General features: G+C 61.3%; 28 protein-coding genes and 1 pseudogene. 14 read left to right on the top strand and 15 right to left on the bottom strand.

Going from position 1 to position 23,636, the window contains the following annotated elements; translation table 11 throughout:
* Window positions 1-159 precede the first annotated feature (159 nt).
* Complete coding sequence (locus tag ABWL43_RS11200) at window positions 160-1,992, top strand: sigma-54-dependent Fis family transcriptional regulator (protein ID WP_404487689.1); 1,833 nt, start codon at window positions 160-162, stop codon at window positions 1,990-1,992.
* Window position 1,993: 1 nt separating this feature from the next.
* On the opposite strand, the gene ABWL43_RS11195 is transcribed toward ABWL43_RS11200, so the two are convergent.
* The 3 genes from ABWL43_RS11195 to ABWL43_RS11185 form a co-directional block, all read right to left on the bottom strand.
* Window positions 1,994-2,926 carry a FecR family protein gene (locus ABWL43_RS11195; protein ID WP_404487688.1) on the bottom strand — a complete coding sequence of 311 codons (933 nt, stop codon included), beginning with the start codon at window positions 2,924-2,926 and terminating at the stop codon, window positions 1,994-1,996.
* On the bottom strand, window positions 2,923-3,465 hold the full coding sequence (locus tag ABWL43_RS11190) for a sigma-70 family RNA polymerase sigma factor (RefSeq protein ID WP_404487687.1): 543 nt from the start codon (window positions 3,463-3,465) through the stop codon (window positions 2,923-2,925). The genes ABWL43_RS11195 and ABWL43_RS11190 overlap by 4 nt, the downstream gene beginning before the upstream one ends.
* Window positions 3,466-3,813: 348 nt before the next feature.
* Window positions 3,814-5,931, bottom strand: coding sequence for a TonB-dependent receptor family protein (locus tag ABWL43_RS11185; protein ID WP_404487686.1), 2,118 nt, complete (start codon window positions 5,929-5,931; stop codon window positions 3,814-3,816).
* A 260-nt stretch (window positions 5,932-6,191) separates the two neighbouring features.
* Here ABWL43_RS11185 and ABWL43_RS11180 point away from each other — a divergent pair, with 260 nt between their 5' ends.
* A complete protein-coding gene (locus ABWL43_RS11180) occupies window positions 6,192-6,350 on the top strand; it encodes a hypothetical protein (RefSeq protein WP_369302664.1) in 159 nt (52 codons plus the stop codon).
* Between the two features lie 5 nt (window positions 6,351-6,355).
* A complete protein-coding gene (locus ABWL43_RS11175; RefSeq protein WP_369302665.1) occupies window positions 6,356-6,982 on the top strand; it encodes a helix-turn-helix domain-containing protein in 627 nt (208 codons plus the stop codon).
* A 49-nt stretch (window positions 6,983-7,031) separates the two neighbouring features.
* Here ABWL43_RS11175 and ABWL43_RS11170 read toward each other — a convergent pair whose 3' ends face one another.
* The 3 genes from ABWL43_RS11170 to ABWL43_RS11160 all read right to left on the bottom strand — a co-directional run bounded on the left by ABWL43_RS11170 (window position 7,032) and on the right by ABWL43_RS11160 (window position 8,988).
* Window positions 7,032-7,559 carry a hypothetical protein gene (locus tag ABWL43_RS11170; protein WP_404487685.1) on the bottom strand — a complete coding sequence of 176 codons (528 nt, stop codon included), beginning with the start codon at window positions 7,557-7,559 and terminating at the stop codon, window positions 7,032-7,034.
* Window positions 7,560-7,825: 266 nt separating this feature from the next.
* Complete coding sequence (locus ABWL43_RS11165; protein WP_145163598.1) at window positions 7,826-8,116, bottom strand: hypothetical protein; 291 nt, start codon at window positions 8,114-8,116, stop codon at window positions 7,826-7,828.
* A gap of 131 nt (window positions 8,117-8,247) precedes the next feature.
* Window positions 8,248-8,988: a hypothetical protein gene (locus ABWL43_RS11160; protein WP_262206160.1), complete on the bottom strand. Its 741-nt coding sequence runs from the start codon at window positions 8,986-8,988 to the stop codon at window positions 8,248-8,250.
* A gap of 270 nt (window positions 8,989-9,258) precedes the next feature.
* Between ABWL43_RS11160 and ABWL43_RS11155 the strand changes: the two genes are divergently transcribed.
* The 3 genes from ABWL43_RS11155 to ABWL43_RS11145 are packed head-to-tail and all read left to right on the top strand — an operon-like array spanning window position 9,259 to window position 13,320.
* Window positions 9,259-9,726: a (2Fe-2S)-binding protein gene (locus ABWL43_RS11155; RefSeq protein WP_262206161.1), complete on the top strand. Its 468-nt coding sequence runs from the start codon at window positions 9,259-9,261 to the stop codon at window positions 9,724-9,726.
* Window positions 9,726-11,963, top strand: a complete 2,238-nt coding sequence (locus ABWL43_RS11150) for a molybdopterin cofactor-binding domain-containing protein (protein ID WP_404487684.1) — start codon at window positions 9,726-9,728, stop codon at window positions 11,961-11,963. The genes ABWL43_RS11155 and ABWL43_RS11150 overlap by 1 nt, the downstream gene beginning before the upstream one ends.
* Window positions 11,964-11,979: 16 nt before the next feature.
* Window positions 11,980-13,320, top strand: a complete 1,341-nt coding sequence (locus ABWL43_RS11145; RefSeq protein WP_404487682.1) for a c-type cytochrome — start codon at window positions 11,980-11,982, stop codon at window positions 13,318-13,320.
* A 59-nt stretch (window positions 13,321-13,379) separates the two neighbouring features.
* Here the strand turns inward: ABWL43_RS11145 and ABWL43_RS11140 are convergent, their stop codons facing one another.
* The 4 genes from ABWL43_RS11140 to ABWL43_RS11125 are packed head-to-tail and all read right to left on the bottom strand — an operon-like array spanning window position 13,380 to window position 15,283.
* A complete protein-coding gene (locus ABWL43_RS11140; protein ID WP_242200109.1) occupies window positions 13,380-13,742 on the bottom strand; it encodes a hypothetical protein in 363 nt (120 codons plus the stop codon).
* Between the two features lie 2 nt (window positions 13,743-13,744).
* Window positions 13,745-13,939: a hypothetical protein gene (locus tag ABWL43_RS11135; protein WP_124417036.1), complete on the bottom strand. Its 195-nt coding sequence runs from the start codon at window positions 13,937-13,939 to the stop codon at window positions 13,745-13,747.
* Window positions 13,929-14,291, bottom strand: coding sequence for a hypothetical protein (locus ABWL43_RS11130; protein ID WP_404487681.1), 363 nt, complete (start codon window positions 14,289-14,291; stop codon window positions 13,929-13,931). Before ABWL43_RS11130 ends, ABWL43_RS11135 begins: the two co-directional genes overlap by 11 nt.
* A gap of 2 nt (window positions 14,292-14,293) precedes the next feature.
* A complete protein-coding gene (locus ABWL43_RS11125) occupies window positions 14,294-15,283 on the bottom strand; it encodes a hypothetical protein (RefSeq protein ID WP_404487680.1) in 990 nt (329 codons plus the stop codon).
* A 483-nt stretch (window positions 15,284-15,766) separates the two neighbouring features.
* Between ABWL43_RS11125 and ABWL43_RS11120 the strand changes: the two genes are divergently transcribed.
* Complete coding sequence (locus ABWL43_RS11120) at window positions 15,767-16,069, top strand: DUF6124 family protein (RefSeq protein WP_124417032.1); 303 nt, start codon at window positions 15,767-15,769, stop codon at window positions 16,067-16,069.
* 87 nt (window positions 16,070-16,156) lie between these two features.
* Here the strand turns inward: ABWL43_RS11120 and ABWL43_RS11115 are convergent, their stop codons facing one another.
* Window positions 16,157-16,402 (bottom strand): hypothetical protein, encoded by a 246-nt coding sequence (locus ABWL43_RS11115; protein ID WP_404487679.1) that lies wholly within the window; start codon window positions 16,400-16,402, stop codon window positions 16,157-16,159.
* A gap of 172 nt (window positions 16,403-16,574) precedes the next feature.
* Between ABWL43_RS11115 and ABWL43_RS11110 the strand changes: the two are divergent.
* The 3 genes and pseudogenes from ABWL43_RS11110 to ABWL43_RS11100 all read left to right on the top strand — a co-directional run bounded on the left by ABWL43_RS11110 (window position 16,575) and on the right by ABWL43_RS11100 (window position 19,302).
* Window positions 16,575-17,521: pseudogene (locus tag ABWL43_RS11110) on the top strand (ornithine cyclodeaminase family protein).
* 21 nt (window positions 17,522-17,542) lie between these two features.
* Complete coding sequence (locus tag ABWL43_RS11105; RefSeq protein WP_145163568.1) at window positions 17,543-18,676, top strand: FAD-binding oxidoreductase; 1,134 nt, start codon at window positions 17,543-17,545, stop codon at window positions 18,674-18,676.
* A complete protein-coding gene (locus ABWL43_RS11100) occupies window positions 18,676-19,302 on the top strand; it encodes a transcriptional regulator (protein ID WP_262206170.1) in 627 nt (208 codons plus the stop codon). The genes ABWL43_RS11105 and ABWL43_RS11100 overlap by 1 nt, the downstream gene beginning before the upstream one ends.
* A gap of 59 nt (window positions 19,303-19,361) precedes the next feature.
* Here the strand turns inward: ABWL43_RS11100 and ABWL43_RS11095 are convergent, their stop codons facing one another.
* Window positions 19,362-20,138, bottom strand: coding sequence for an ABC transporter substrate-binding protein (locus tag ABWL43_RS11095; RefSeq protein WP_404487678.1), 777 nt, complete (start codon window positions 20,136-20,138; stop codon window positions 19,362-19,364).
* A gap of 296 nt (window positions 20,139-20,434) precedes the next feature.
* Between ABWL43_RS11095 and ABWL43_RS11090 the strand changes: the two genes are divergently transcribed.
* Entirely contained in the window at window positions 20,435-20,563 is a 129-nt protein-coding gene (locus tag ABWL43_RS11090; RefSeq protein WP_262206172.1) for a hypothetical protein, read from the top strand.
* A 48-nt stretch (window positions 20,564-20,611) separates the two neighbouring features.
* Here the strand turns inward: ABWL43_RS11090 and ABWL43_RS11085 are convergent, their stop codons facing one another.
* Window positions 20,612-20,845, bottom strand: a complete 234-nt coding sequence (locus tag ABWL43_RS11085; RefSeq protein ID WP_262206174.1) for a hypothetical protein — start codon at window positions 20,843-20,845, stop codon at window positions 20,612-20,614.
* A 447-nt stretch (window positions 20,846-21,292) separates the two neighbouring features.
* Here ABWL43_RS11085 and ABWL43_RS11080 point away from each other — a divergent pair, with 447 nt between their 5' ends.
* Window positions 21,293-21,529, top strand: coding sequence for a hypothetical protein (locus ABWL43_RS11080; RefSeq protein WP_262206176.1), 237 nt, complete (start codon window positions 21,293-21,295; stop codon window positions 21,527-21,529).
* 6 nt (window positions 21,530-21,535) lie between these two features.
* Here the strand turns inward: ABWL43_RS11080 and ABWL43_RS11075 are convergent, their stop codons facing one another.
* Both ABWL43_RS11075 and ABWL43_RS11070 read right to left on the bottom strand, forming a co-directional pair.
* Window positions 21,536-21,751, bottom strand: a complete 216-nt coding sequence (locus tag ABWL43_RS11075) for a hypothetical protein (RefSeq protein ID WP_106580020.1) — start codon at window positions 21,749-21,751, stop codon at window positions 21,536-21,538.
* Between the two features lie 36 nt (window positions 21,752-21,787).
* The gene (locus tag ABWL43_RS11070) at window positions 21,788-22,498 is read right to left on the bottom strand and encodes a glycosyltransferase (protein WP_404487677.1); all 711 of its coding nucleotides are present in this window, start codon (window positions 22,496-22,498) and stop codon (window positions 21,788-21,790) included.
* Window positions 22,499-22,667: 169 nt separating this feature from the next.
* Here ABWL43_RS11070 and ABWL43_RS11065 point away from each other — a divergent pair, with 169 nt between their 5' ends.
* Both ABWL43_RS11065 and ABWL43_RS11060 read left to right on the top strand, forming a co-directional pair.
* The gene (locus ABWL43_RS11065; RefSeq protein ID WP_404487676.1) at window positions 22,668-23,210 is read left to right on the top strand and encodes a cupin; all 543 of its coding nucleotides are present in this window, start codon (window positions 22,668-22,670) and stop codon (window positions 23,208-23,210) included.
* Between the two features lie 59 nt (window positions 23,211-23,269).
* Window positions 23,270-23,551 (top strand): hypothetical protein, encoded by a 282-nt coding sequence (locus tag ABWL43_RS11060; protein WP_145163558.1) that lies wholly within the window; start codon window positions 23,270-23,272, stop codon window positions 23,549-23,551.
* The last annotated feature ends 85 nt before the right edge of the window (window positions 23,552-23,636 follow it).

The following is a 23,636-nucleotide window of genomic DNA, read 5'->3' as shown; positions in this document are numbered from 1 at the left end:
CAAAGGTGGGAGTGGGCTTGCCCGCGATGACGGTAGAACAGTCGGCATCTGTATTGACTGACCCACCGCATTCGCGGGCAAGCCCGCTCCCACATTTCGACCCTGTTTCTTCAGCCAGATTGTGCAAGCCCAATAACAATAAAAAAGAAGGTCGCCTCCATGGCCGAACCCCTGGCTCACGACACCCTCATCCAGGATTCCTGGCGCCGCTGCCGCGCGTTTGGTCTGGATCACCAGAGCACGCCCAGCTTCGACCAACTGCCCGCCGAGGGCATCAGCCAATTGCTGGAAAGCCAGCATTCACTGGTGCAGACCACCCACCAGGAAGTGCTGCCCTACTACGAAAACATCCTGAGCAATTCCAACTGCCTGATCATGCTGGCCGATAACCAGGGCCAGGTCCTGACCTCGTGGGGCACCCAGCGCTTTATCGAGCCGAAACTGGCGCGCGGTTTCAGCGCCGGCGCCAGCTGGAGGGAGCGCAGCAGCGGCACCAATGCGATCGGCACCGCGTTGGCCTGTGCCCAGGCAGTGCATATCGAGCACGACGAACATTTCCTCAAGGCCAACCGCTTCATGACCGGCTCGGCGGCGCCGATCTTTGATGCCCAGCGCGAAATCATCGCGGTGCTGGATGTGTCCAGCGACAGCTATCTGCCGCCATCCCACACCTTGGGCATGGTCAAGATGATGAGCCAGACCGTGGAAAACCGGCTGATCCTCAACCTGTTTCGCGGCGAGCATTTCCAGCTGACCTTCAACACCGGCCTGAACAACCTCGACAGCCAGTGGGCCGGCCTGCTGATTTTTGATGAGAGCGGGCCAGTGCTGTCGGCCAACCGCCGTGCGGACAACTTGCTGGGCATCAGTTTGTCGCGGGTGCTGATCGACAGCTTGTTCAAGGTCTCGTTGCTGGAGTTGCTGAACCAGCCGGAAGGCTTGCCGTTCTCGCTGCAGGCGGCGGGCCGCAATCGGTTTCAGTGTTTATTGAAGCGCCCGAAGAAGATGCCGATACAGGCGCGGGTCTTCAGTGAGCCCAAGCCGGGCAAGCCTGCCGAGCTGAAGCCGACCTCGATCAGCCTCAACACCCTGCACTTTGGCGATGCGCGTGTGGAAAAAGCCGTGCGCCAGGCCGAGCGTCTGCTGGAAAAAGACATTCCGCTGCTGATCCACGGCGAGACCGGCGTCGGCAAAGAGGTGTTCGTCAAAGCCCTGCACCAGGCCAGCTCGCGCAGCGCGCAGGCGTTTATCGCGGTGAACTGTGCGGCGATTCCGGCGGAGTTGGTCGAGTCAGAGCTGTTTGGCTATGAAAAAGGCGCCTTCACCGGCGCCAATCAGAAAGGCAGCATCGGCCTGATTCGCAAGGCGGACAAAGGCACGTTGTTTCTGGATGAGATCGGCGATATGCCGCTGCCGACCCAGGCCCGTTTGCTGCGGGTGTTGCAGGAGCGCTGCGTGCAGCCGGTGGGCAGCAGCGAGCTGTTCCCGGTGGACTTGCGGATCATCTCCGCCACCAACCGCGCGCTGCGCGAATGGGTGCAGGCCGGGCGCTTTCGCGAGGATTTGTACTACCGCATCGGCGGCCTGACCCTGGAGCTGCCGCCGTTGCGTGAGCGCACCGACAAGCAGGCGCTGTTCCAGCAGTTGTGGCAGCAGCACCGCGAGCCAACTCAATGGGCCGGGCTGAGTGCCGAGGTGCTGGCGTTGTTCGAGCAACACCCGTGGCCGGGCAATTTGCGCCAGGTCAGCAGCGTGCTGCAGGTAGCGCTGGCCATGGCCGAGGAGCAGCCGGTGCGCCCCGAGCACCTGCCGGATGATTTTTTTGTGGATTTGAACGTGCCAGCGCCGTTGCCTGCCAGCCAGGGTGTGGAAGATGGCATCGACCTCACGCAACGCTTGGAGGCCGCTGGCGGCAATATTTCCCACCTGGCGCGGGAGTTGGGCGTCAGCCGCAACACGCTGTACAAGCGCCTGCGCCAGCATGAACCTTGACTTAACGCGGCTTGACCACCACCAGCAAGTCCGTGAAGTACTCCACCTTGATCGGCAGGTTATCGGCCAGTGCCGCGAGCGCCGCCGCGGTGTCGTCGAGCTTGAACACACCGGACACCCGCAGGTTTTGCAGGGCCTGTGGGTCAAACCGCACCAGGCCATGGCGGTAGCTGGCGAGGGTTTGCAGCACATCGCTCAAGGGCTGGTCATTGACCTTGAGCAGGCCACGCGTCCAGGCGTCCGGGTCGGTGTTGCCAATCGCCTGCGGCGACTGGGCGCGGCCATGGTCAAGCACCGTACGCTGGCCGGCTGCGACCTTGACGCCTTCTGCGCCCTCGCCTTTGACCGCCACGCTGGACTCGATCACCGTGACCACGGTGGTGCCGTCCGCGGCGCGCTTGACCAGGTAGCGGGTGCCCAAGGCGGTGGCCGTGCCTTGATCGGTGCGCACCACGAACGGCCGTTGCGCATCCTTGGCCACCTCGACCCACAACTCGCCTTGCAGCAGTTCAACCACACGTTGGTGGCCGTCGAATTTCACGTCCACGGCCGAGTTGCTGTTGAGCTGCAAGCGGCTGCCGTCTTCGAGCGCGACCTGACGGCGTTCACCGACACCGGTGCGCTGATCGGCCATCCACACTGGCGCGCGCTCCAGACCGACCCAGCCGCAGAGCAATACGCCGAGTAAACCCAGCACCTGTGCGCCCCGCGAGCGTCGTGGGGCGAAGGCACGGTTAAGGGCGATGCGCGCCGGGCGCGCGGGCACGGCGTCGAAATTGCCCCACAGCGCACGCATGCGTTCGATGGCGACAGCATGGCGCGGGTCGGCCTGGCACCAGATGTTGAAGGCCTGGCGGTCGGCGTCGCTGACGTCTTCGTCGTGCAGGCGTGTCAGCCAGTTCGCCGCTTGCTGGATGATGTGTTCGGTGCTCACGACAGCGGGTCCGCCGCGTGCAGGCTGTGGTAGCAATGCACCAGCGCCGTGGAAATGTAGTTTTTGACGGTACTGGGCGACACGTCCAGGCAGCACGCGATTTCGCTGTACGTCAGCCCGTCGAGGCGGCTTAACAGAAAGGCTTCGCGGGTCTTGGCGGGCAAGCCGGCGAGCATCTCGGCGATGCGCTCCAGGGCCTGCAACGCCACGTGGATTGCCGCCGGATCAGGCATGCCGACGTCTTCGCACTCAATCACCAGGGCTTGCATGTAGGCCTTTTCGATGCGTCGGCGCCGCGCGCCGTCAATCAGCAAACGCCCGGCGGTGGTGGTCAGAAAAGCCCGCGGTTCCTTGATGTTGTGGGGGTCGGCCAGCATCAGGACGCGGATGAATGCGTCGTGGGCCAGGTCGGCGGCGTGCTGCGAACAGCCGAGTTTTTTGCGCAGCCAGCCGTGCAACCAGCCGTGGTGCTCGCGGTACATTGCCGTGAGGGTCTGCTGACGGGCGCCATCGCCCGGCGCGGCCGGAATGTCATGCATGCGCAAAAACTTCTCAAATGGGAAATATTACCAATTGCGCGAACAATGCCAGCAAAACGGTATGAGGGCAAGGGGGCTCAGGTCTGCGGCGTTTCGGGCTTTACAGGCTGGTAGTTGTGGCGAATGGGCTTCCTGTGGTGGGCAGGCTTCTTGTGGCGAGTGGCTTCCTGTGGCGAGTGGGCTTGCCCCGCGTTGGGGCGCGCAGCGGCCCCAGTAGGCCCACCGCGTTTTGGCAGGTAGAACGCGGTAGCTGGTTTTGGGGCTGCTGCGCAGCCCAACGCGGGGCAAGCCCGCTCGCCACAGGAAGCCCGCGTTTCACAGTGAGCCCCCTCGTCATGCAAGTGTTGCTTAACGCCAACTCCACGACACGCCGGTATAAATGCCTCGCCCGTCTGCCGGTGTGGACCGCGCCACGTCCAGGCCCTTGTCGTCATAGCCCGGCGTGACCGTATTGGCGTAGCGCCGGTTGGTGAGGTTGCGCACATCGACCCAGGCTTGCCAGTCCTGCTGGGGCGCGTCGTAGCCGAAGGTGGCGCCGAGGGTGGTGTAGGCCGCCGCGTAGTAGGAATTGGCGTAGTCCACCGCCACGCGCGAGGAATGCTCGGTGTTGAGGCTGGTGTAGAACCCCGTCGGGTGGCTGTAGCGCAGTTGCGCCTGGTAGTAATGCTTGGGGATGCCCGGCAGGGTGTTGTCGCCGAAGCGGTCGTCGTCGCGGTAGTGGAAGTCGCTGAACGTGTAGGCCTGGCGCAAGGCCAGTTGGCCATTGCCGCCGCCGTCCCACAGCGGGCTGAGCAGGCTCAGTTCCACACCCTGGTGCACGGTGGGGCTGGCGTTGGCTTCGGCGACAATCGCGTTGGTGGTGGCGGTTTGCGCCTGCGTTTCGACGGTAAGCAGTTCGTGGCGCACTTCTGAGCGGTACAGCGCCAGGTCCCACTGGCCGAACCACTGTTCGCCACGGCCGCCGACTTCCACAGTGGTAGCGGTCTGATTGCGCAGGCTCACGCCTTCACGCTGCAAGCCGGTGGCCGGGCCGCTGCCGGTGGGAAAGTATTTATTGGAACCCCAGATCATCGACCACGCGTGCGGTGGCTCGACCGAGCGACTCAGGTTGCCATACACCTGCAATTGCGCGTTGAAGTCATAGCGCAGGCCGATACGCGGGGCGTAATCCCAGTCGTGCTGGCTCAACGGCGCCTGACCTTCTGGATAAGTGACTTGGGTTTCGCGGCGGGTGTAGATCGCGGCCAGGCCGGTGGTCAGCCATAGGTCCGGAACCAGTTCCAAGTCGTTGCCGACATGCAGCACGGTGTCAGCGCCGAGATAGCTGTAGTCGCGGGTCTTGGTGCCGGGCGCGTAAATAGCCGTATTACCGGCAGGCGTGCGCACGTATTCCGAGGCACCGTTATTCGGCATCGCCTGGGTGCTGCGCAGCCCTACCGTGGTCTTGCTGTCGTGGCCGAACAGCAGGTCCTGGCGGATGTAATTGAGCGTGCCACTGACGTCTGTGTAGGCGACTTTCAGGCGATTGGTGCCCTCGCGCAAGTCCATCGGATAGTCGTGATAGGCCAGCCCGACCTCGACGCGGGAATTGTCATCCAATTGCAAGGTGGTCTTGTTGGCGATCCAGGTCGAACCGGGCTGCAAACGCTTGGAATCGCGGGCGGCGTTGAGGCTGTTGGCGGCCGTCGGATCGTGGCTGATCTGCTCACGCGTTAGCTTGCCGGGGGTTTCGTTGGTGGTTTCGCGGTAGCGAAAATAGAAGCGCGTTTCCAGGTCCGGATTGAAACGGTAGCCGAAGTTGGCGGCGATGCCCTTGCCGGTACCGGCGCTCTGGTGCTGGTAGCCATCGGATTCGGAGTCGGTGAGGCTGATGTAATAGTCGGCATCGCCCAGCACCTGGCCGGAGCTGATCTCGCGCTGGGCATAACCGCGACTGCCTGCTTCATAACGCACCTGCAGTTTGGGTGCGTCGTAACCCGTGCGGGTGACGTAATTCACCGACCCGCCCAAAGCCAGCGCGCCCTGGTCAAAGCCATTGGCGCCGCGCAGCACTTCGACGCGGCTTTGCCACAGTGGGTCCTTGAGTTCGTAGGGTGTGCCGCCTGGGCCGGTCAGCGGCAAACCGTCGAACATTTCATACAGGCCAGAGGCGTGCGAACCGGGGCTGCGGTTCAAGCCCGAACCGCGTATCGAAAGCTTCACGCCTTCATTGTTGGCCGCCTTGGCGTACACCCCGGCCTGGTACTTGAACACGTCTTCATTGGTGCTGACCCGGCCCTGCTGCACGCTGCTCATGTCGATGTAGTTGGTGCCACCGGGCACGCTTTTGAGTTGCGCCTGGGCTACTTCGCCTGCGCTGACCTCGCTGCTGGTGACCTCGATCGGTGCCAGTTGCAGGTCTTCGGCCTGCACCAGTGAACTGAGGGTCAAGGCGGCAAAAAGGAGCGGAGGTTGGCGCAACAGCATGGGCAGATCCTTGGAATTTGGGGGCGAGACAGGCCTGGGCCGAGCACGCGAACAGGGGTGGGAAGCCACGCAGGCTTACCAAGTCACGCCTTATTAACGGACCAGACCCTTCCCACAACAGCTTCGGACGGCCCGTGTTGGTTAAGTCCAAAATCGAATTAACACATGCAAACTCAGTATTTAAGGAAATAACCGCCACGCAGTACTGTGGAGCCACTGAGTCACCTACGTGAATCACCAGGCCCCAAGAGATCGCGCCCATGCAAACATCTGCCACCGTCATCGACTTCACCCTCCACCGTAAGCGCCGCCAGGCACGTGCAGCGGCCGAGCTGATGTGGGCGATGTACGCGGCACGCGCCGGGCTTGCTGTGTTGACCGCCCAGGCGGCGCCCTCCAGTGATACGCGCCGGGCGTAAGGCCGATGAATTTTCTGCAGGTACTTGCCGAGTCACCCGAACCGCTTCCAAAACCTGGCACCGATGACGACGACACCAGCCTGTGTGTCGCGCAGAACCTGCAGCGCCTGCGCAGCAAACGCCACCTGTCGCTGGACGGCCTGGCGCGCGCCTGCGGCGTCAGCCGGGCAATGCTGGCGCAGATCGAGTCGGGCCGCAGCGTGCCGTCGATCAAGGTGCTGTGCAAAATTGCCAAGGGGTTGAAGGTGTCAGTGGCGGCCTTTCTGGAAGACCGCGCTTTTGAAGGCGTCGAGGTGTTGCCGGCGCAGCAGAGCAAACGCCTGGTGAGCGCCGATGGTGCGTTTGTCAGCCGCGCGTTGTTCCCCTACGACACGGCCCGCCAGTCCGAATTCTACGAGATCCGCCTGCGCGCCCTCGGCGAGGAAGTCTCGGAAGGCCATGGCCCGGGCATCCAGGAAAACCTGGTGGTGGCTCAGGGCGTGCTGGAAGTCAGCGTCAACGACGAACGCTACCTGCTCTCCACCGGCGATTCGATCCTGTTCTACGCCGACCAGCCCCACCGCTACCGCAACCCGGCGGACAGCGAGGCGGTGGCGTTTTTGGTGATCACCTACCCGGAACGCCTGGACTGAATGCAAAACGCCCCGATTCATCGGGGCGTTTTTTATTCTGCGGGTGCTATCAGCAGGTGCAGCACATCATCGGCATGCCATTGCAGCTCATCATCATCGGCATGGCGCAGTCATTCATCAGCTTGTTCATCAGCATGCAGCAGTTTTCCATCATGGCCATGCTCATGCCCGGCATCGGCATCATTTTGCACTGCAGGCTGTCGCCCATCAGGGTGCATTCCATCATGCACTTCATCATCGGCATCGACATGCCCATGGCCATCATCGGCATCATGTTCGGCATTTCCATGTTCATCTTCATGGCGTCGGCCGACAGGCACATCATCGACAGGTTGGCGCACTGCATCATCATCGGCATGCCGCAGTTCATCATCATCGCCATCATTTCGGCGTTAGTCTTGAACTGAGCCATGTCCATACCGGCTGCGGGCTTCATGGTGCACATCATGGCGTCGCCGGCCATTTCGCACTGCATGGTGGCCATCATCATCGGCATGCCCATCATCATCGGCATGCCCATCATCATCGGCATCATTGGCATGGAGGTGTTCATCGGCATCTGCATTGCATTCATCATGTTCGAAACTCCGTAATCGACAGGAAATGGCTAAGTTCTGGCGCCGATTCTAGAGACCCAGGGCAGCGGCGCAAGACGGCGGCAGAGCAGCAGAATTGGCTGTTCGGGGACATGCTTCGTTGAGCGCAACAGCTGCGCACGCTGTGATAACAGAGCAAGCGACGCCGCAACGTCGTTGACCTCTTGTATAGACAGATAAACGTCGCTGTAGATATGCGATTAGGCTCTTGAGACCAATCGTAAGGAAATAAACGATCTAACCCGCTTCAAATAAACCCTGCTGGGGTCTCATCGGCCGTCGACGCCAGCGAGCGCAGCAAATCATCCGCCTCCGTGCCCTGCGCAAATCTGAACCCAAGCATTTCGTCACACGCCAGAACATTCGCGAGCGCGTCACGCAACTGCGCCTCTGTCGGCGCGTCGCGCAGCAGTTTGTGGGCGGGCAATAGCACGTCAGCGGGGACGCCTTGAGCACTTGCCACGTCGATCACGGCAAACAGGATAAATCGCAGGCGGACTTCGCGATCAGTAGGCCAAACCGTTTTGCGCTTTCCCAAGGTAGGCACTCATCGTTAAGAAAAGTCCGAGGCTATTGCCGACCGTGGGTATGTTTCAAGCAAAGGGGGGCAAGATAGGCCGTTTCCCACATATGAAAGGGAAATGCCGCACCGCATGATCGGTCCCCGCATCACTGCACGGGCAAAAAATTCATCAGCAGCAAGCTCTGCGCGTAATTGAGTGCAACGCGCCGGTAACGCTCGTCAAGCATTTGGGCAAGCAGGTCGAGGCGCGCAACCACTTTGCCGAACTCAACGGCGAAACTGAGGTTGCTGCCCTCCTCCGAGATTTCATTGGAGAACAGCAGCAACACGCCATTGGCGTCCTGACGCTGGCTGAGCAGCCAGGTGGCTTTCTCGATATTGCGCGCGGCATTGCTGACAAATTGCGGGTTGATCGAGTCGGTGACATAAAACTGCGTGCGCCCACCGTGTGCAGTCACCAGCATGCTGCCGATGGCATAGATAAACGCCCCGACCCGGTCGCCGCGAAACTCCGGGCTCAGCGAATAGCTCAATGCCACCAGGTCCCGACGGTCCCCCAGGGCAGGCAGCGGTTGCCGGTTCTCGATGGCGCGGCGAATTTCCCGTGCGGCACTCACGGCATCGGTATAACCCGATTGGCGCCACTGGTTGGGGTTGCGCAGGTAGAGCTTGTTCATCAGCACGTACAGGCTTTGCAGGTTGTCGCGCATGCTCAAGGTTGCCATGCGGTCGACGCTGGTCTGAAAAAACTCATCGGGCTTGCCATCGCGCAACTGCCTGGCGATATCGCGGCCCTGTTGCTGGCTGCAGCCGGTGGCACAGAGCATAAACACCGCTGCGATCAGCAGCGGCCAGCGGGTGATAAAAGCAATTGACGTTCGATCCATCGGCACCGGGTCTGGCTGCTGTCCACGCGCAGAATGAGCGCGGTCGTGACAGGGATAGATCAGAAGAATGAAAAAAAGTGCGGCGCACCGGCCTGGATCAGCAAAGGCCTACAGGCTAAAAGCATGCACAGTGGTGCAATCCTGTCGAATTCTTGCCTGATCCTCCGAGTTGTCGATGACTGGATCGATAGCTGTTGCGCCGTGGTCTAGAGTGCAACGATGGGCAACTTATAAAAAAAGCCACACCAACCGATGATCAGCAGGTGAACCATGCAATTACGTATCAACCAGAAATCCTACGAGGTCGATGCCGACGCCGATACGCCGCTGCTCTGGGTGATCCGTGATGACCTGGGGCTGACCGGCACCAAATACGGCTGCGGCCTGGCCCAGTGCGGCGCCTGCTCGGTGCTGGTGGACGGCAACGTGGTGCGCTCGTGCGTCACGCCAGTGGCGGGTGTGGTTGGCCACGAGGTCACCACCATCGAGGCGATCGAAGCCGATGACGTGGGCAAGCGCGTGGTCGCGGCCTGGGTCGAGCATCAGGTGGCGCAATGCGGTTACTGCCAGTCCGGGCAAGTGATGGCCGCCACTGCGCTGCTCAAGCACACCCCGGCGCCCAGCGATGCGCAGATCGAGGCGGCGATGATCAACCTGTGCCGCTGCGGCACCTATAACGCCATTCGCACAGCGGTGCATGACCTGGCCGTTCAGCCCGCCCGGCAGGAGAGCGCCTGATGAACACGCGCAACGCCCTCCTCGACACGCCATTGGGCGAACCGATCAACCTGTCCCGGCGCCGCTTCCTGGCCAGCACCGCCGTGGGCGCGCTGGTCATTGGCTTCGGCCTGCCGCTGGGCACGCCCAGGGCCTACGCCGCCACGCCCGACGCGGCAGAACGCGGCACCCAGGTGCCGGCGTTTTTAGAGATTCGCCCTGATGGCACCGTGCGTTTGCTCAGCCCCTTCATGGAAGGCGGCCAGGGCACTCACACCGCCATGGCGCAGATTGTCGGTGAAGAGCTGGACGCCGACCCCGCCACCTTCCTCGTCGAGGCCGCGCCGCCCGGCGATGCGTATGTGGTGATGGAAAACGGCATGCGCATCACCGGCGGCAGCATGTCGGTGCGCATGAGTTACCCGACCATGCGCCGCCTCGGCGCCCTGGCCCGCGCGATGCTGCTGCAGGCCGGCGCCGAGCAGCTTGGTGTGCCGGTCGCGCAACTGACCACAACACCCGGCCGCGTGGTGCATGCCGCCTCCGGCCGCTCGCTGGGCTACGGTGAGCTGGCCGGGCGCGCCCTGGACATGCCGGTGCCCGACCCGGCCACCATCACCCTGCGCGACCCGAGCCAATTCCGCTGGATCGGCAAGCCGGTCAAACGCCTGGATGCCTACGACAAATCCACCGGCAAGGCGCAATACAGCATCGACTTGAAAGTTGACGGCATGCTCCACGCCGCCGTCCAGCACGCGCCACGCCTGGGCATGACCGTGGGCAGCCTGCGCAATCAGGCACAGGTCGAAGCCATGAAGGGCGTGCACTCGGTGCATCAACTGCCCGGCGCCGTGGCCGTGGTGGCCGAGCGCTGGTGGCACGCCAAGCGCGCGGTGGAGGCGATCCAGGTGGAATGGCTGGAAGCCGCTGCAGATTCGACCGTACGCGCGATGCCGGCGGATTTTTCCAGCGACAAGTACCGTGACTTCCTCGCCGCCCAGCAAGGCCCCACCCGCGACGATGAAAATGAAGGCGATGTAGCCGGCGCGCTGGCCAACGCCAAAACCAAAGTCGAAGCCACCTACCATAACCAGTACGTTAACCACGCCCAGCTGGAGCCGCCTTCTGCCCTGGCACGCTTCAACCCCGACGGCACGCTGGAGGTGTGGCTGCCGAACCAGGCGCCGGATATGTTCCGCGCCGATATCGCCAAACGCACCGGCCTCGACCCGGCGAAGATCACCCTGCATTCACCGCTGCTGGGCGGTTTTTTCGGCCGGCACTTTTTGTATGACTCCGCCAACCCTTACCCGCAAGCTATCGCGCTGGCCAAGGCAGTCGGTCGCCCGGTCAAGCTGATCTGGAGCCGTGAAGAGGAGTTCCTGCGCGATGTGCTGCGCCCGGTCGCCGTGGTCAAGTTCCGCGCCGCGCTGGACGCGCAAGGGTTGCCGGTAGCCATTGAAGCGGTGAGTGCCACCGAAGGCCCCAGCGAAGCCATCGCCGGTAAACAGGGCGACAAAATCGACCCCACGGCCCTCGAAGGGCTGTCGGGCAAAAGCTACGCGATCCCCAACAAACGCATCGCGCAGATCTACGTCAAAGGTCCGACCATGCTCGGCTACTGGCGCTCGGTGGGCAATTCGCTGAATGACTTCTTCTATGAAGCCTTCCTCGATGAGCTGGCCGACAAAGGCGGCCAAGACCCCTACGAGCTGCGTCTGCATTTGCTGCGCGATAACCCGCGGCTGACCACGCTGCTGCAGGCGGTGGGCGAGTTGTCCGGCGGCTGGAAGCGCGGCCCCTACACCGCAGAAGACGGCAGCCGCCGCGCGCGTGGCGTGGCCATGGCCTCACCGTTCGGCTCCCACGCTGCGGTGGTCGCCGAGGTGTCGATCGAAAACGGTCAGGTCAAGGTGCACCACATCTGGGAAGCCATCGACCCGGGCAGCATCGTCAACCCGGCGATTGTTGAAGCACAAGTGAATGGCGCGGTGGCCCTGGGCTTGTCGCAAACCTTGCTGGAGGAAGCGGTGTACGTGGACGGCAAACCACGGGCGCGCAACTACGACCTGTACCCGATCCTGCCTATGTCGCGGATGGCGCAGGTGCACGTCAAGATCGTCGAGAGTGGTGAAAAAATGGGTGGCATCGGCGAACCGCCGTTACCTGCAGTGGCGCCGGCTGTTGCCAATGCAGTCGCGCACCTGACCGGCCAGCGCATTCGTAGCCTGCCTTTGAGCCGATACACTTTCGCCTGACCGACAAGGAACGCGCATGAACAACCAACGATTGGCTAGAACCGCAGGCTGGCTGGTGCTGGCCGGCGCGGTCGCCGCAGGCGTACTGGCCTGGTACGTGACCCGCGAGCCCGCCTCGCCTTTTGATCAACAACCTGCCGCCAAAGCCGACCCGACACTGGTCAGCCGCGGCGAGTACGTCGCCCGCGTCAGCGACTGCGTGGCCTGCCACAGTTTGCCGGGCAAGGCGCCGTTCGCTGGCGGCCTGGAGATGGCCACGCCGCTGGGCGCGATTCACGCCACCAACATCACGCCTGACCGCAACACCGGCATTGGCGCCTACACGCCGGCCGACTTCGACCGCGCAGTGCGCCACGGCGTCGCGCCGGGTGGGCGCAGGCTTTACCCGGCCATGCCCTACCCGTCTTACGCCAAGCTCAGCGATGACGACATGCGTGCGCTGTACGCGTTTTTCATGCAAGGCGTGGAGCCGGCCAATCAGCCCAACATCGAAAGCGGCATTCCCTGGCCGCTTAACATGCGCTGGCCCATCGCCCTGTGGAACGGCGTGTTCGCACCCAACGCCACCTACGCGGCCAAACCCGCCCAGGACGCGCTGTGGAACCGTGGCGCCTACATCGTCCAAGGCCCTGGGCACTGCGGCAGTTGCCACACGCCGCGCGGCCTGGCCTTTAACGAGAAAGCACTGGACGAGTCCGGCGCGCCCTACCTGGCCGGCGGCCTGCTCGATGGCTGGTATGCACCGAGCCTGCGCCAGGACCACAACACCGGGCTGGGCCGCTGGAGTGAGGACGAGATCGTGCGGTTCCTCAAGACCGGGCGTAACCAGCACGCGGTGGTGTATGGCTCGATGACCGAAGCGTTCAACAACTCGACGCAGTTCATGAGCGATGAGGATTTGAACGCCATCGCCCGCTACCTCAAATCCTTGCCCGGCGACCCGCAGCGCGACGGTTCGCCGTGGCAGTATCAGGCGGTCAACGCGGTTGCGGACGTACCGGGTGCCCATACCTACGCGACCCGCTGCGCGTCCTGCCACGGCCTGGACGGCAAGGGCCAGCCGGAGTGGATGCCACCGCTGGCGGGCGCCACCTCGGCACTGGCCAAGGAAAATGCCTCGGCGATCAACATCACGCTCAATGGCTCACAACGGATCGTGACCGCCGGTGTGCCGGATGCTTACCGGATGCCGGCGTTCAGGGAGCAGCTGTCGGATGAGGAAATCGCGCAGGTGCTGACTTACGTGCGGGGTACGTGGGGCAACAATGGAGGCGCAGTCGATGCCGCGGCGGTGAACACGCTGCGCGGGCATACGGACCCGGCGAGCAGCAGCCCGATTATTTTGCATATGCGCTGAGAGAGGGCTCCCACGCTCCCGCGTGGGAATGCAGCCCGGGGCGCGGTGTGCCCCCGGGCCTACCAACCGTACAAAAGGGTCCAGAGGACACCGCTGGCAGCCACTATCATCCCAAAATAATACGGCCACAACGCCCAGCGTTTGAGGGACAAAGGAACGGCCGCCAGTTCAGCCTCGGTTACTTCCCCTCTGTTGATATGAAATTTAGGCATCCCCAACAGTTCAGTGATCAGGAGCATGCGATGAAACCTGTCGATGTGCTTATTTCTGCCCCAAAAGCGTTTGTTGTCGCAGATCACCTTGTTCTCGCTGAAGTAGCTTTCCAGGGCTTCGAGCTTTGTGTACTCAGCGTATAGAGTGAGCCCCGAGAACACGAACACACCTGCACACATAAAAATTGCAAGGATGAGTTGAAAATCCATGCTTAAGCCCCCTCTGGTTGAAAGATCAAATCACCGTCGATCTCTTCGATCTTCCCGCCCAGAAACGCACCGCCAGTGCCGAATACGTTGCCTATCACTGCGCAGGCCAGCGCACCGTTTTCTTTAGCCGCGACGCCAGTGTCAAGCACCCGTGAGAATGCCGCCAGAAACGTGGTGCGTCCCGGGCTACCAGCCATACAAAATGGACCAAAGCATACAGCCGGCAAACCATACCATTCCAAAACGATACGGCCACAACGCCCAACGCTTTAGGGACAAGGGCACGGACGCCAGTTCAGCCTCGGTTACCTCCCCTCTTTTAATGTGAAATTTAGGCATTGCCAACAGGCCATTGATCACGAGCATGCGATGAAACCTGTCGATGTGTTTATTTCTGCCCCAAAAGCGTTTGTTGTCGCAGACCACCTTGTTCTCGCTGAAGTAGCTTTCCAGGGCTTCGAGCTTTGTGCACTCAGCATATAAAGTGAGTCCCGCGCCAACAAACGCCCCTGCAAATAAAAAGATTGCCAGGATGAGTTGAAAATCCATGCTTAAGCGCCCTCTGGTTGAAAGATCAAATCACCGTCGATCTCTTCGATCTTCCCGCCCAGAAACGCACCGCCAGTGCCGAATACGTTTCCTCCCGCATACCCGCCCGCAGCGCCGCCGATCACTGCGCAGGCCAGCGCACCGTTACCTTTAGCCGCTATGCCCAAAAGAACCCTACAGCCGCTACGGGCTAATGTTGCACCCAGCTTCCCTGCGCCATAAGCCCCCGCCACCCCTCCCATCAATTTCCCCGTCTCCACATATTTCGCCCGCCGACACTGCGCCTCCCGCCCCGCCACACACGCCTCCTTGATTTCCAGCCCTGCCACGCCCACGTCCAGTGCCAATCCCACATACGCGCCCTTGCCCAACCATTTCGACGTTTGCACAATATCCCGCATCCGCTGCGCATACCCGGCGATCTCGCCCTTTTGCAGATAGCTTTTGGTAGAAATCCCCAACACCTTCTTCAGCGCCTGATTGCCCTGCAACCCGGTGCCAAATCGCGCCGCACCTTGCAGCTGGGCGTCCAGCAGCCCGAACAACGCCTTACGCTGGCGAAGAAACGCCTCACGGTCCAAACCAGTGTTTTTCAGGCGCTGATGCAGCTGTTCAATCGCCTCCAGGGTCTGCGCCACTTCATCCAGATGCCGGGCCCACGCTGACGTCGCGCTGCCCACGCCCAACGAGCCGTACCCCAAAAAACTCTGTAGCAGGTCATAGTTATTGACGACTTGGGGTCCGGCGCCAGCGTCCAACTCCCGACGAATTGCCTCGGCCCGGCGTACCAGCCAGGCCTCTTCCATCGAACAGGTCACGCTGTAGGGATCGGGAACAATCACCAACTGCCCAGGCATCACCAGCCCAGGCCGCAGGTGCCTGTTCAGCACGTCGAAATGGTCGGAACGCTGCCGACTCGGGGCACTGCCCATCAACCGGGATTTCAAGCCGTTGTAGTCCGTGGTGCGGTCGTTGATATAGCCCTGCGCCATGCCTCACATCCCTGGATGCAATGAAGTTGGCGTCGGAATATAAGCAAGCGGATACGCCCCGCACACAAGCCTGGGTAGGCTGAGTGATATTTCAGAAGCTGCCTACGTCGCAGGGGAAAAGCACCTACAAAAAGCTATTCACCACCACCGTTGATGGGCGGGTTAGTGGCATTCAGTCATGGTTTTTGAAGGGCCAGCAGGGCGTGTCTCTTTAAATTGCAGGACGTTTCCTAGACAATTCCTGCCGCCTTGTGCCTGCTCGAATCGATGGCTAGTCTGCGGTCCGTCACTGCTTATCAGTGATCGGGTTTAGTCGCTCGGGTCTCATATGGCGCATGGTCCTCCGTGAAGTTTTATGGTGGCTGTGCGTAGGGCACCTCCGGGTGCGCCGGTTTTCCATGTGGCCGGTCGACTAACCTGCGTACAGCCGCCACCCTCGTTTAGTCGCGACGGATGTCAGCTCCAATCATGTGGAGTTACACCATGAAAAAAGTCGTCCCCGATCCACCCCACAACGCCACTAAAGACCGCGCCGCCTTCAACCGCGCCATCGACCATTACCTGCCAGCCCAAGGCGTTCAAATCGAAGACCTGAGCTTCGAAGACGCCCTGCTCTACACTTCCAGCTTGCTCGACAGCGCTTCGGCCACAACACTCAATTGCAGTGAGCGACTGCCCAGCCCCGAGCGGGCGAAGATTCTGGCGGTGTGGCATTTGCTGGAAATGGCCAAGACAACCGTAGACCGCTCCATCGAGTGCCTGAACCCCACCAAATCGCCTGCCTGAATTCAGTAAAACTGTGGGAGCTGGCTTGCCTGCTCCCACATGAGTCCACCTTAAACTTCACTCGGGTATTGGCCGCCCACACACCCGCTAGGATTTAAACCGATCAGGCAAATATTCCTGCCTCTGCATCGCCTTCAGTACATCCGTCACCCCTAAAAGAAAGTACGCAAGCTCTTCCTTCGATTCACACACCGTCATGTCGGCAACCTGGGAATCGGTGCAGTGCTCCATCACAATTCTCATGCAATCGGCAAACACCATCAGCTCGCCCTCTGAGACCTTCAAATCAAACAGCGTGACGCTGGCAATACATTCCTTACTCAAAATATCCATAACACCCTTTCGCATGAATCAGCGGGCCAACCACCCCTCGGCCGGCCAGGCGCTCATTAAAGGCATGGGCGTGTACCTGCCGCTACGGTGCGCTTGCTTTTTTGCAGGCGGATATTGCTCAACAGAATTATAAGTCCATAATGGACAAATCAGTTTATCCGCGGAGATAGCCATGCCCAGCACGCCTCACGTGATCAACCAGGCCCAGGCCCACGAATTACTTGCGCAAATCGATGTGCCTCACATCCTGCGCAAGCTGTTTCGCGACCTGGCCGCAGGGCTTGCGGTACAGCCGGCGCAACAGCTGGTGGAGTTCCCGCAAGGCGCCGGCGACTTTATCAACTACCTGGGCGTGCTGGCCGAAGACGGGGTTTACGGGGTCAAGACCTCGCCCTACATCGTGCGCGAGCAAGGGCCGCTGGTGACCGCATGGACGCTGTTGATGTCGATGCGCACCGGCCAGCCTTTGTTGCTTTGCGATGCCGCCGAACTGACCACTGCGCGCACCGCGGCTACCACTGCGCTGGCGGTGGACGCGCTGGCACCGGCGGCCGCGCGGCGCCTGGCGATTATCGGCAGCGGCAAGGTTGCGCAGGCGCACGTGCGCTATGTGCAGAACCTGCGCGACTGGCAGCACATCAGCCTGTATTCGCCACGCCTTGGCCGCGCGAATGCCGACACCCTCGCCCACCTCAAGGGCCTGGACCCGCGCCTGACCCTCGCCACGAGCTGTGAAGCCGCCCTGGAAGACGCCGACGTCATCCTGCTCTGCACCTCCTCGGCAATACCTGTGATCGACCCGACACGCTTGCGCAAACCCGCGCTGATCACCTCCATCAGCACCAACGCGCCGCGCGCCCATGAAGTGCCGCCGAATGCCTGGAGCACATGCACGTGTTCTGCGACTATCGCCAGACCACCCCAGGCGCGGCCGGCGAAATGCTGATCGCCGGCGAACGGCACGGTTGGGACAAGCGCACCATCGGCGGCGACTTGCCTGAGCTGCTCAGCGACATGGCGCAGCGCCCGGACTACGACCGCCCTGTGTTTTTCCGCTCCATCGGCCTGGGCCTGGAAGACATTGCACTGGCCAATGCCCTGTACCAGATCCAGCGCTAACCGCCTTTTGAGGAGACGTTCATGAACTCTGCAGACTTCATCATTATCGGCGGCGGCATTGCTGGCGCCTCTACCGGTTTCTGGCTGGCGCAGCACGGCAAGGTGCTGGTACTGGAGCGCGAAAACCACCCGGCCTATCACTCCACCGGGCGCTCGGCCGCCCTCTACACCGCCGCCTATGGCACCCCGCAAGTGCGCGCGCTGACCTTGGCGAGCCGTGCGTTTTTCGACAACCCGCCGCCTGGCTTTTGCGAACATCCACTGCTGACGCCCCGCGGTGAAATGACCGTGGATTTCATTGGCGACCCGGTGGAACTCAACAGCCAATACCTGAGCGCCAAGGCCACCGTGCCGCAAGTCGAGCGGCTGAGTGCCGACGAGGCCTGCGCACGCTTGCCAATCCTGCGGCGGGAGAAAGTCCATGGCGCGATCTTTGACCCTACCGCCAGCGACATCGATACCGACGCCCTGCACCAGGGCTATTTGCGCGGCATCCGTCGCAACCACGGCGACGTGCGCACCGACAGCCACGTACTGGGCTTGAGCCGTGACGCCGACGGCCTGTGGCATGTGCGCACCCAGGACGCGACCTACACCGCCCCAGTCATCATCAACGCCGCCGGCGCCTGGGCTGATCATATCGGCGGGCTGGCCGGCGCGGCGTCCATCGGCCTGCAACCCAAGCGCCGCTCGGCGTTTATCTTCGCCGGGCCCGAGGGTGTGGACACCCACCACTGGCCGATGCTGGTGGCGCTGGACGAAGCCTTCTACATGAAACCCGACGCCGGGATGTTCCTGGGTTCACCGGCCAACGCCGACCCGGTCGAGCCACAGGATGTGCAGCCTGAGGAGCTGGACATTGCCATGGGCATTTACCAGATCGAAGAAGCCACCACCCTGACCATCCGCCGCCCGACCCGCACCTGGGCCGGCCTGCGCAGCTTTGTCCACGACGGTGATTTGCTCTCGGGGTTCGATCCGCAGGTTCCGGGGCTGTTCTGGGTGGCGGCGCAAGGCGGCTATGGCATCCAGACGTCACCGGCCATGGGCCAGGCGAGCGCGGCCCTGGTGCGCGGTAACCCGTTGCCGGAGCCACTGACGCGGTTCGGCCTGGACGCTGGTATGCTCTCGCCCGTCCGCCTGGAGCCGCATTGATGAACACCGCCGAGCAAGAAAAAGTCATGCAGAATTTTCGCGCGATCGCCGATGCGATCGCCACGCTGTTCTTCCCCCATGCCGAAGTGGTGCTGCATGACTTGCGCACGCAAAAGGTCGATTACATCGCCAACAACCTGTCCAAACGCGCTATCGGTGACGACTCGTCGCTGGAGGAGATGCTCAGCGATGACGTCAGCGAAGTGAACATCGGCCCGTACGAAAAGCTCAACTGGGACGGTCAGAAAATCCGCAGCCTGAGCACCGTGCTGCACGACCAAAAAGGGCGCCGGCTTGCCGTGCTGTGCATCAACCTGAATATCTCGCTGTTCGAAAACGCGAAGGCGGCGCTGGACCTGTTTCTGTCGCCGAGCAAGCTGATCCCGCAGCCGGACTCGCTGTTTCGCGATGACTGGCAGGAACGGATCAACACCTTCCTGCATGCGTGGATGCGCGAACGCCAGTTGAGCCTGAATCTGCTGACGCGCGACCACAAGCGCGAGCTGGTGTTGGCGCTGCATGCCGAAGGCGCGTTCAAGGGCAAGAGCGCGTCGAACTATGTGGCGAATGTGCTGGGCATGGGACGGGCGACGGTTTACAAACACCTCAAGGAATTGAAGGGCTGACCCGTCGCACGAGCCGGCGTGCCGGCCCCTGCGGGGAGTCGGCACGCCGGCTTGAGGCGTCAGTCGCCGTAGATGTCGGACTTGAAATACTGCTGTGAAATCTTCTGGTACTCGCCATTGGCGCGGATACCGTCGATGGCCGCGTTCAGCTCGCCGACCAGTTCGGTATTGCCTTTGCGTACCGCAATCCCGGCGCCCTCGCCCACGTATTTCGGGTCCTTGAGTTCAGGGCCGACAAAGGCATAGCCCTTGCCACGTGGCACCGACAGAAAGTCGCTCAGCGGGATGGTGTCGGCAAAGATCGCATCGAGGCGCCCTGATGCCAGGTCCATGTAGATTTCTTCGTTGTTGCTGTAGCGCTTGACGTTGATGCCCTTGGGCTCGAACACCTCGGTGGCATAACGGTCGGTGGTCGTGGCGCGCTGCACACCGACGGTCTTGCCCTTGAGGCTGGCGTACTGGTCATCCACGGCTGCGCCGTCCTTCATCACCAGGCGTGAGGAGGTGAAATAGTATTTGTGGGTGAAGTCCACCGACTTCTTGCGGTCTTCATTGATGGTCATGGACGACAGGGCCATGTCGATTTTCTTCACTTTGAGGGAAGGAATCAGACCGTCGAATTCACCCTCGACCCACACGCATTTGACTTTCATCTGCGCGCACAAGGCGTTGCCGATGTCGTAGTCGAACCCGACGATCTTGCCATCCTGAGTCTTGGAGGCGAACGGTGGATACGCCGCCTCAATGCCGATGCGCAAGGTTTTTTCGGCCGCCAGCACATGGCTGGAAGCGAGCAGGCTAAAGGCCAGGGCGGTGATAAGCGTGTGTTTCTTCATGGTTGAGGTCTCGCAAGTTATTGTTGGTTTGGCAAGCGTGAAGAAATAAAAGCAGGGTTGACGCATTTTTTTGTACTTATAATTCCATACTGGACTTTTACGTATCACACGTCAATCCGCCGTCCCTTCAGGAAAAAAACGCCCGCCTCCATCGTTCCTAAACAAAACCTCCCATGAAACTGTATCTGGGTTGCGCACAATAACGCCGCGCGCTGCAAGTGCAGCTGGCACTCAAACTGACCTGTTGCTGTTGGACGTGCTGAAGCGGCACGTGGGTGGCTGGCAGGTACCGGCGGGTGACCGCGCCGATGATCAGTGGGCTGATCGTGGCGCAAATCATCATCGACCAGAACCCTATGAACCTGCTGTTGCGTGTGGACCATGCGCGCGACCTGCTCCGGCGGGCACGGCAAAGCGGCCTGTAATCAGACTGCGATACGGGGCAAGACCACAGCGACTAAAGCCCGTCGCCCTCACAACACAAGCAGCGCCTCATGCAATTGAATGCACGGTGTAGTGCCCTCGGCACGCCGGCTGTGCAGCCAGTCACGCGTCTTGGCAATATCGAAGATCTGGCCGTTGTCCATCAACGCCAGGATCAGTTCGTCTGCCACCCGATAACGCCCGCAGTCCGGGCAGTCGCGTTCTTCCCACGGGCCGTCACAGGAAACCCGTTCGGCCACTCCCACACAAATGAGGCAATTCATCGCGATCACCCTTTTTATCATTGTAAGCGGTGCAGTCCAGGCTGCTCGCGACAGCCCGGCCCCTCACGGGTTTACTGACTTTCCTGTGACTTGCCTTCCTGCATCTGCACCGAGGACTTGCTACCGCTGGTGTTGTCCTTGGTGGTGTTATTGGCGCTGTCAAAACAGCCGTGAAGCATCAACACACTGCACAGCCCCAAGCATCTATGTAACGTCTTCATCATCGTTTACCTGTTAGTGAGGGGGGTGAAAGCGCAAGGCCTTGCCAGGCGTCAGACTGTTATCGGTCCACACATGATTTATCTGGCCGGAGCGCAGCCGCGCTCGTTCAACTATTAGGCTCAATAGCTGACGAGTGGTCAGGACGTTACGCGGGTTAAAAAAACTGAATCATTCATCCCACCCGCCCTCTTCCTATTTAAAGGTCTGGCAATTAAGGAAGCGGGTTTGAGTAATCTGGATTGGGTGCAGTGGCCAGCAATGCTGGTGACGGTTCTGGCGGCGTGGCTGATCGGCTCTCAGCGCCCATCGCGCAGAATGGCGGGGTTCGTGTGCTTTTGTTTGAGCAATGTTCTGTGGGTTGTCTGGGGCGCTTACGCTGATGCCTATGCGCTGATCGTGCTGCAAATCTGCCTGGGCTTGATGAACCTGCGCGGGTTTAAAAAGAACTTCCAGAATCAGTAATCCGGGTCATTCAGACGCCCGGTGTGTGCGCAGATTTTTCCTGAAGCCGCGCGCGTTCATGCCCAGCAGCGTGCACTCGAGCACGATCAACGCATAGGCATTCGCGTGCCAGCCCCAAGCCACCCATAAGGCGTTGCTGAGGATGAAGCCCCAAAACGCGAACATGCGCCGGCGAGGCCGTTGAGAGCCGATGAACCAGGCCGAGATCACCGTCACGACCATCGCGGGCCATTGCACCCAGTCGATAAGCACCCGAGGTCACCCGGCCCCGAGCGTGACGTTTGCACTCGCGCAGGGCTCGCTCACCACGTGGCCCGTGCCAGGCATGAGCGAAGCCAGGTATTCGCCGAACCCGCCGCGACATTTGTAATCGCGGCGCGCACTGGTGATCACCGGGTTGGTGGCCGTCCACGCAATTCGCGCGCCGGTCCTTTCCAGGTCGGCCACCAGGCGCACGTCCTCGTGGGCAACCAAATGCTGAAACCCACCGGCGTTGCGATAGGCGTCTGCACTCAGGCCCAGGTTGGCGCCATGGATATGCCGATGGTTTTCGACAAATTGGTAGAGGGCGAGGTATCGAGAGCGTGCGACTTCGTCGTACTCGCTCCAGCTGTCCACTTCGACGGTGCCACACACCGCGTCGGCGCCGAACGCGAGCTGGCGCACCAGCCAATCCTGCGGCACGAGCGTATCGGCATCGGTGAAGGCCAGCCATTGGGCACCGGCCTCCAGCAGTTGCTCTGCACCGACGGCCCTGGCCTGGCCGACGTTTCTAAAGCAGACGTCAAGCGTTGCCACGCCCAGTGCGGTTGCCCGCGCGCCGGTTTGGTCCGAGCAGTCGTCCAGCACCACGAGGACCTCGACGCGCTGGTTTTGCAACGCCGGATGTTCAATGGCAAGCAGCACCGAAGCCAGGCAATCACTGATGTGCCTTTGCTCGTTATGGGCAGGTATCACAATCCCTATCATTGACGTTCCCTCTACCTGGCGAAGTGTCTCCAGCTATCGACACCTCGCTTATCACGAAGGTTTAAAGTTTCTGGAACGTCCCTAGGCGGTGGCCGCTCAGATAGTTTATCGGCGCGCCACACTGGCGCTCAGCGGCTTTGCACTGTTATTGCGTGCAGGAGAACACGGCATGAAAAACGCGCATCCATCGGCAGGTACGGTCAAGACCTTGCTGCTCGAACGCAACGGCTGGGTGCCGAACAACCCGCGCTTGCCGGTGATCATTTACCCAGACGCCATCCCCGTAACAGGACGTGATCCGGCGGCGCTGTTTGAACAGACGTTTTCGGCAAACGGCTGGCCGCCACAATGGCGGGACGGGGTCTACGACTACCATCACTACCATTGCGAAGGGCATGAGGTATTGGGCGTCGCCCGTGGTCATGCTCGCCTGATGCTCGGCGGGCCCAATGGCCACGTGGTGTCGGTGAAGCCAGGCGACGTGTTGCTGCTTCCGGCCGGTACCGGTCATTGCAATCTCGGTTGCAGTGAAGACTTTCAGGTGGTTGGCGCCTACCCGCCCGGCCAGCACGCAGATATAGGCCGCGAGGCACCGAGCGACGCGCAGCTGCAGAGCATTGCCGGCCTGGCGTTTCCACAGCAAGACCCGGTTCAGGGCGACGCGGGCGCCGTGTGTGCACATTGGTCTGACTTGCGCGCAACTATCGAATGAACAGCAGGGTCAAAAATCGACACTGTTGAATTCGCAGTCACCACAGAAGGTAGCCCGTTATGTCCTACGATTATCAAGGTATTGCCAGCGTCATTACTGCATCACGTCACCTGGGAACCGGCTCAGACGAACATCTCAATGAGTCGGTGAACATCCAATTGACCAGCAGCGGCAAGCCGACGATTGCGCGCCTGAGCTTCGACAAGCCCCTGCAATGGCCCGGTCACCCCAACTTTGTCGCGGTCAACCTGCCGGATGGCACCTCGATTGGCGGCGTCATTATGGAAATCGAAAGGGCGAATGACGGCCCGGGTTGGGTGACCTTTACCGTGGACGACTGACACCTGCGAGTGTCACCAGCACGGCCATCGAATTGTCAGACAACTTTTTTGAATCTTCTTTGACGCCAAATATCTGTACTTCATG

It is taken from the genome of Pseudomonas sp. HT11 (assembly GCF_044875395.1).
In the GTDB taxonomy this organism is placed as follows: Bacteria; Pseudomonadota; Gammaproteobacteria; order Pseudomonadales; family Pseudomonadaceae; genus Aquipseudomonas.
The sequence above is the reverse complement of the archived record's forward strand: the minus strand, read 5'-3'. Positions and strand labels throughout refer to the sequence as shown.

Coding starts and splice junctions, on each gene's coding strand:
- ABWL43_RS11105 (WP_145163568.1), top strand. CDS start 17,543: ATGAACTCTGCAGACTTCATCATTATCGGCGGCGGCATTGCTGGCGCC.
- ABWL43_RS11125 (WP_404487680.1), bottom strand. CDS start 15,283: ATGGCGCAGGGCTATATCAACGACCGCACCACGGACTACAACGGCTTG.
- ABWL43_RS11155 (WP_262206161.1), top strand. CDS start 9,259: ATGCAATTACGTATCAACCAGAAATCCTACGAGGTCGATGCCGACGCC.
- ABWL43_RS11120 (WP_124417032.1), top strand. CDS start 15,767: ATGAAAAAAGTCGTCCCCGATCCACCCCACAACGCCACTAAAGACCGC.
- ABWL43_RS11100 (WP_262206170.1), top strand. CDS start 18,676: ATGAACACCGCCGAGCAAGAAAAAGTCATGCAGAATTTTCGCGCGATC.
- ABWL43_RS11115 (WP_404487679.1), bottom strand. CDS start 16,402: ATGGATATTTTGAGTAAGGAATGTATTGCCAGCGTCACGCTGTTTGAT.
- ABWL43_RS11065 (WP_404487676.1), top strand. CDS start 22,668: ATGAAAAACGCGCATCCATCGGCAGGTACGGTCAAGACCTTGCTGCTC.
- ABWL43_RS11190 (WP_404487687.1), bottom strand. CDS start 3,465: ATGCATGACATTCCGGCCGCGCCGGGCGATGGCGCCCGTCAGCAGACC.
- ABWL43_RS11185 (WP_404487686.1), bottom strand. CDS start 5,931: ATGCTGTTGCGCCAACCTCCGCTCCTTTTTGCCGCCTTGACCCTCAGT.
- ABWL43_RS11160 (WP_262206160.1), bottom strand. CDS start 8,988: ATGGATCGAACGTCAATTGCTTTTATCACCCGCTGGCCGCTGCTGATC.
- ABWL43_RS11145 (WP_404487682.1), top strand. CDS start 11,980: ATGAACAACCAACGATTGGCTAGAACCGCAGGCTGGCTGGTGCTGGCC.
- ABWL43_RS11170 (WP_404487685.1), bottom strand. CDS start 7,559: ATGATGAATGCAATGCAGATGCCGATGAACACCTCCATGCCAATGATG.
- ABWL43_RS11070 (WP_404487677.1), bottom strand. CDS start 22,498: ATGATAGGGATTGTGATACCTGCCCATAACGAGCAAAGGCACATCAGT.
- ABWL43_RS11200 (WP_404487689.1), top strand. CDS start 160: ATGGCCGAACCCCTGGCTCACGACACCCTCATCCAGGATTCCTGGCGC.
- ABWL43_RS11180 (WP_369302664.1), top strand. CDS start 6,192: ATGCAAACATCTGCCACCGTCATCGACTTCACCCTCCACCGTAAGCGC.
- ABWL43_RS11135 (WP_124417036.1), bottom strand. CDS start 13,939: ATGGCTGGTAGCCCGGGACGCACCACGTTTCTGGCGGCATTCTCACGG.
- ABWL43_RS11060 (WP_145163558.1), top strand. CDS start 23,270: ATGTCCTACGATTATCAAGGTATTGCCAGCGTCATTACTGCATCACGT.
- ABWL43_RS11175 (WP_369302665.1), top strand. CDS start 6,356: ATGAATTTTCTGCAGGTACTTGCCGAGTCACCCGAACCGCTTCCAAAA.
- ABWL43_RS11130 (WP_404487681.1), bottom strand. CDS start 14,291: ATGGATTTTCAACTCATCCTGGCAATCTTTTTATTTGCAGGGGCGTTT.
- ABWL43_RS11095 (WP_404487678.1), bottom strand. CDS start 20,138: ATGAAGAAACACACGCTTATCACCGCCCTGGCCTTTAGCCTGCTCGCT.
- ABWL43_RS11140 (WP_242200109.1), bottom strand. CDS start 13,742: ATGGATTTTCAACTCATCCTTGCAATTTTTATGTGTGCAGGTGTGTTC.
- ABWL43_RS11075 (WP_106580020.1), bottom strand. CDS start 21,751: ATGGTCGTGACGGTGATCTCGGCCTGGTTCATCGGCTCTCAACGGCCT.
- ABWL43_RS11085 (WP_262206174.1), bottom strand. CDS start 20,845: ATGAATTGCCTCATTTGTGTGGGAGTGGCCGAACGGGTTTCCTGTGAC.
- ABWL43_RS11150 (WP_404487684.1), top strand. CDS start 9,726: ATGAACACGCGCAACGCCCTCCTCGACACGCCATTGGGCGAACCGATC.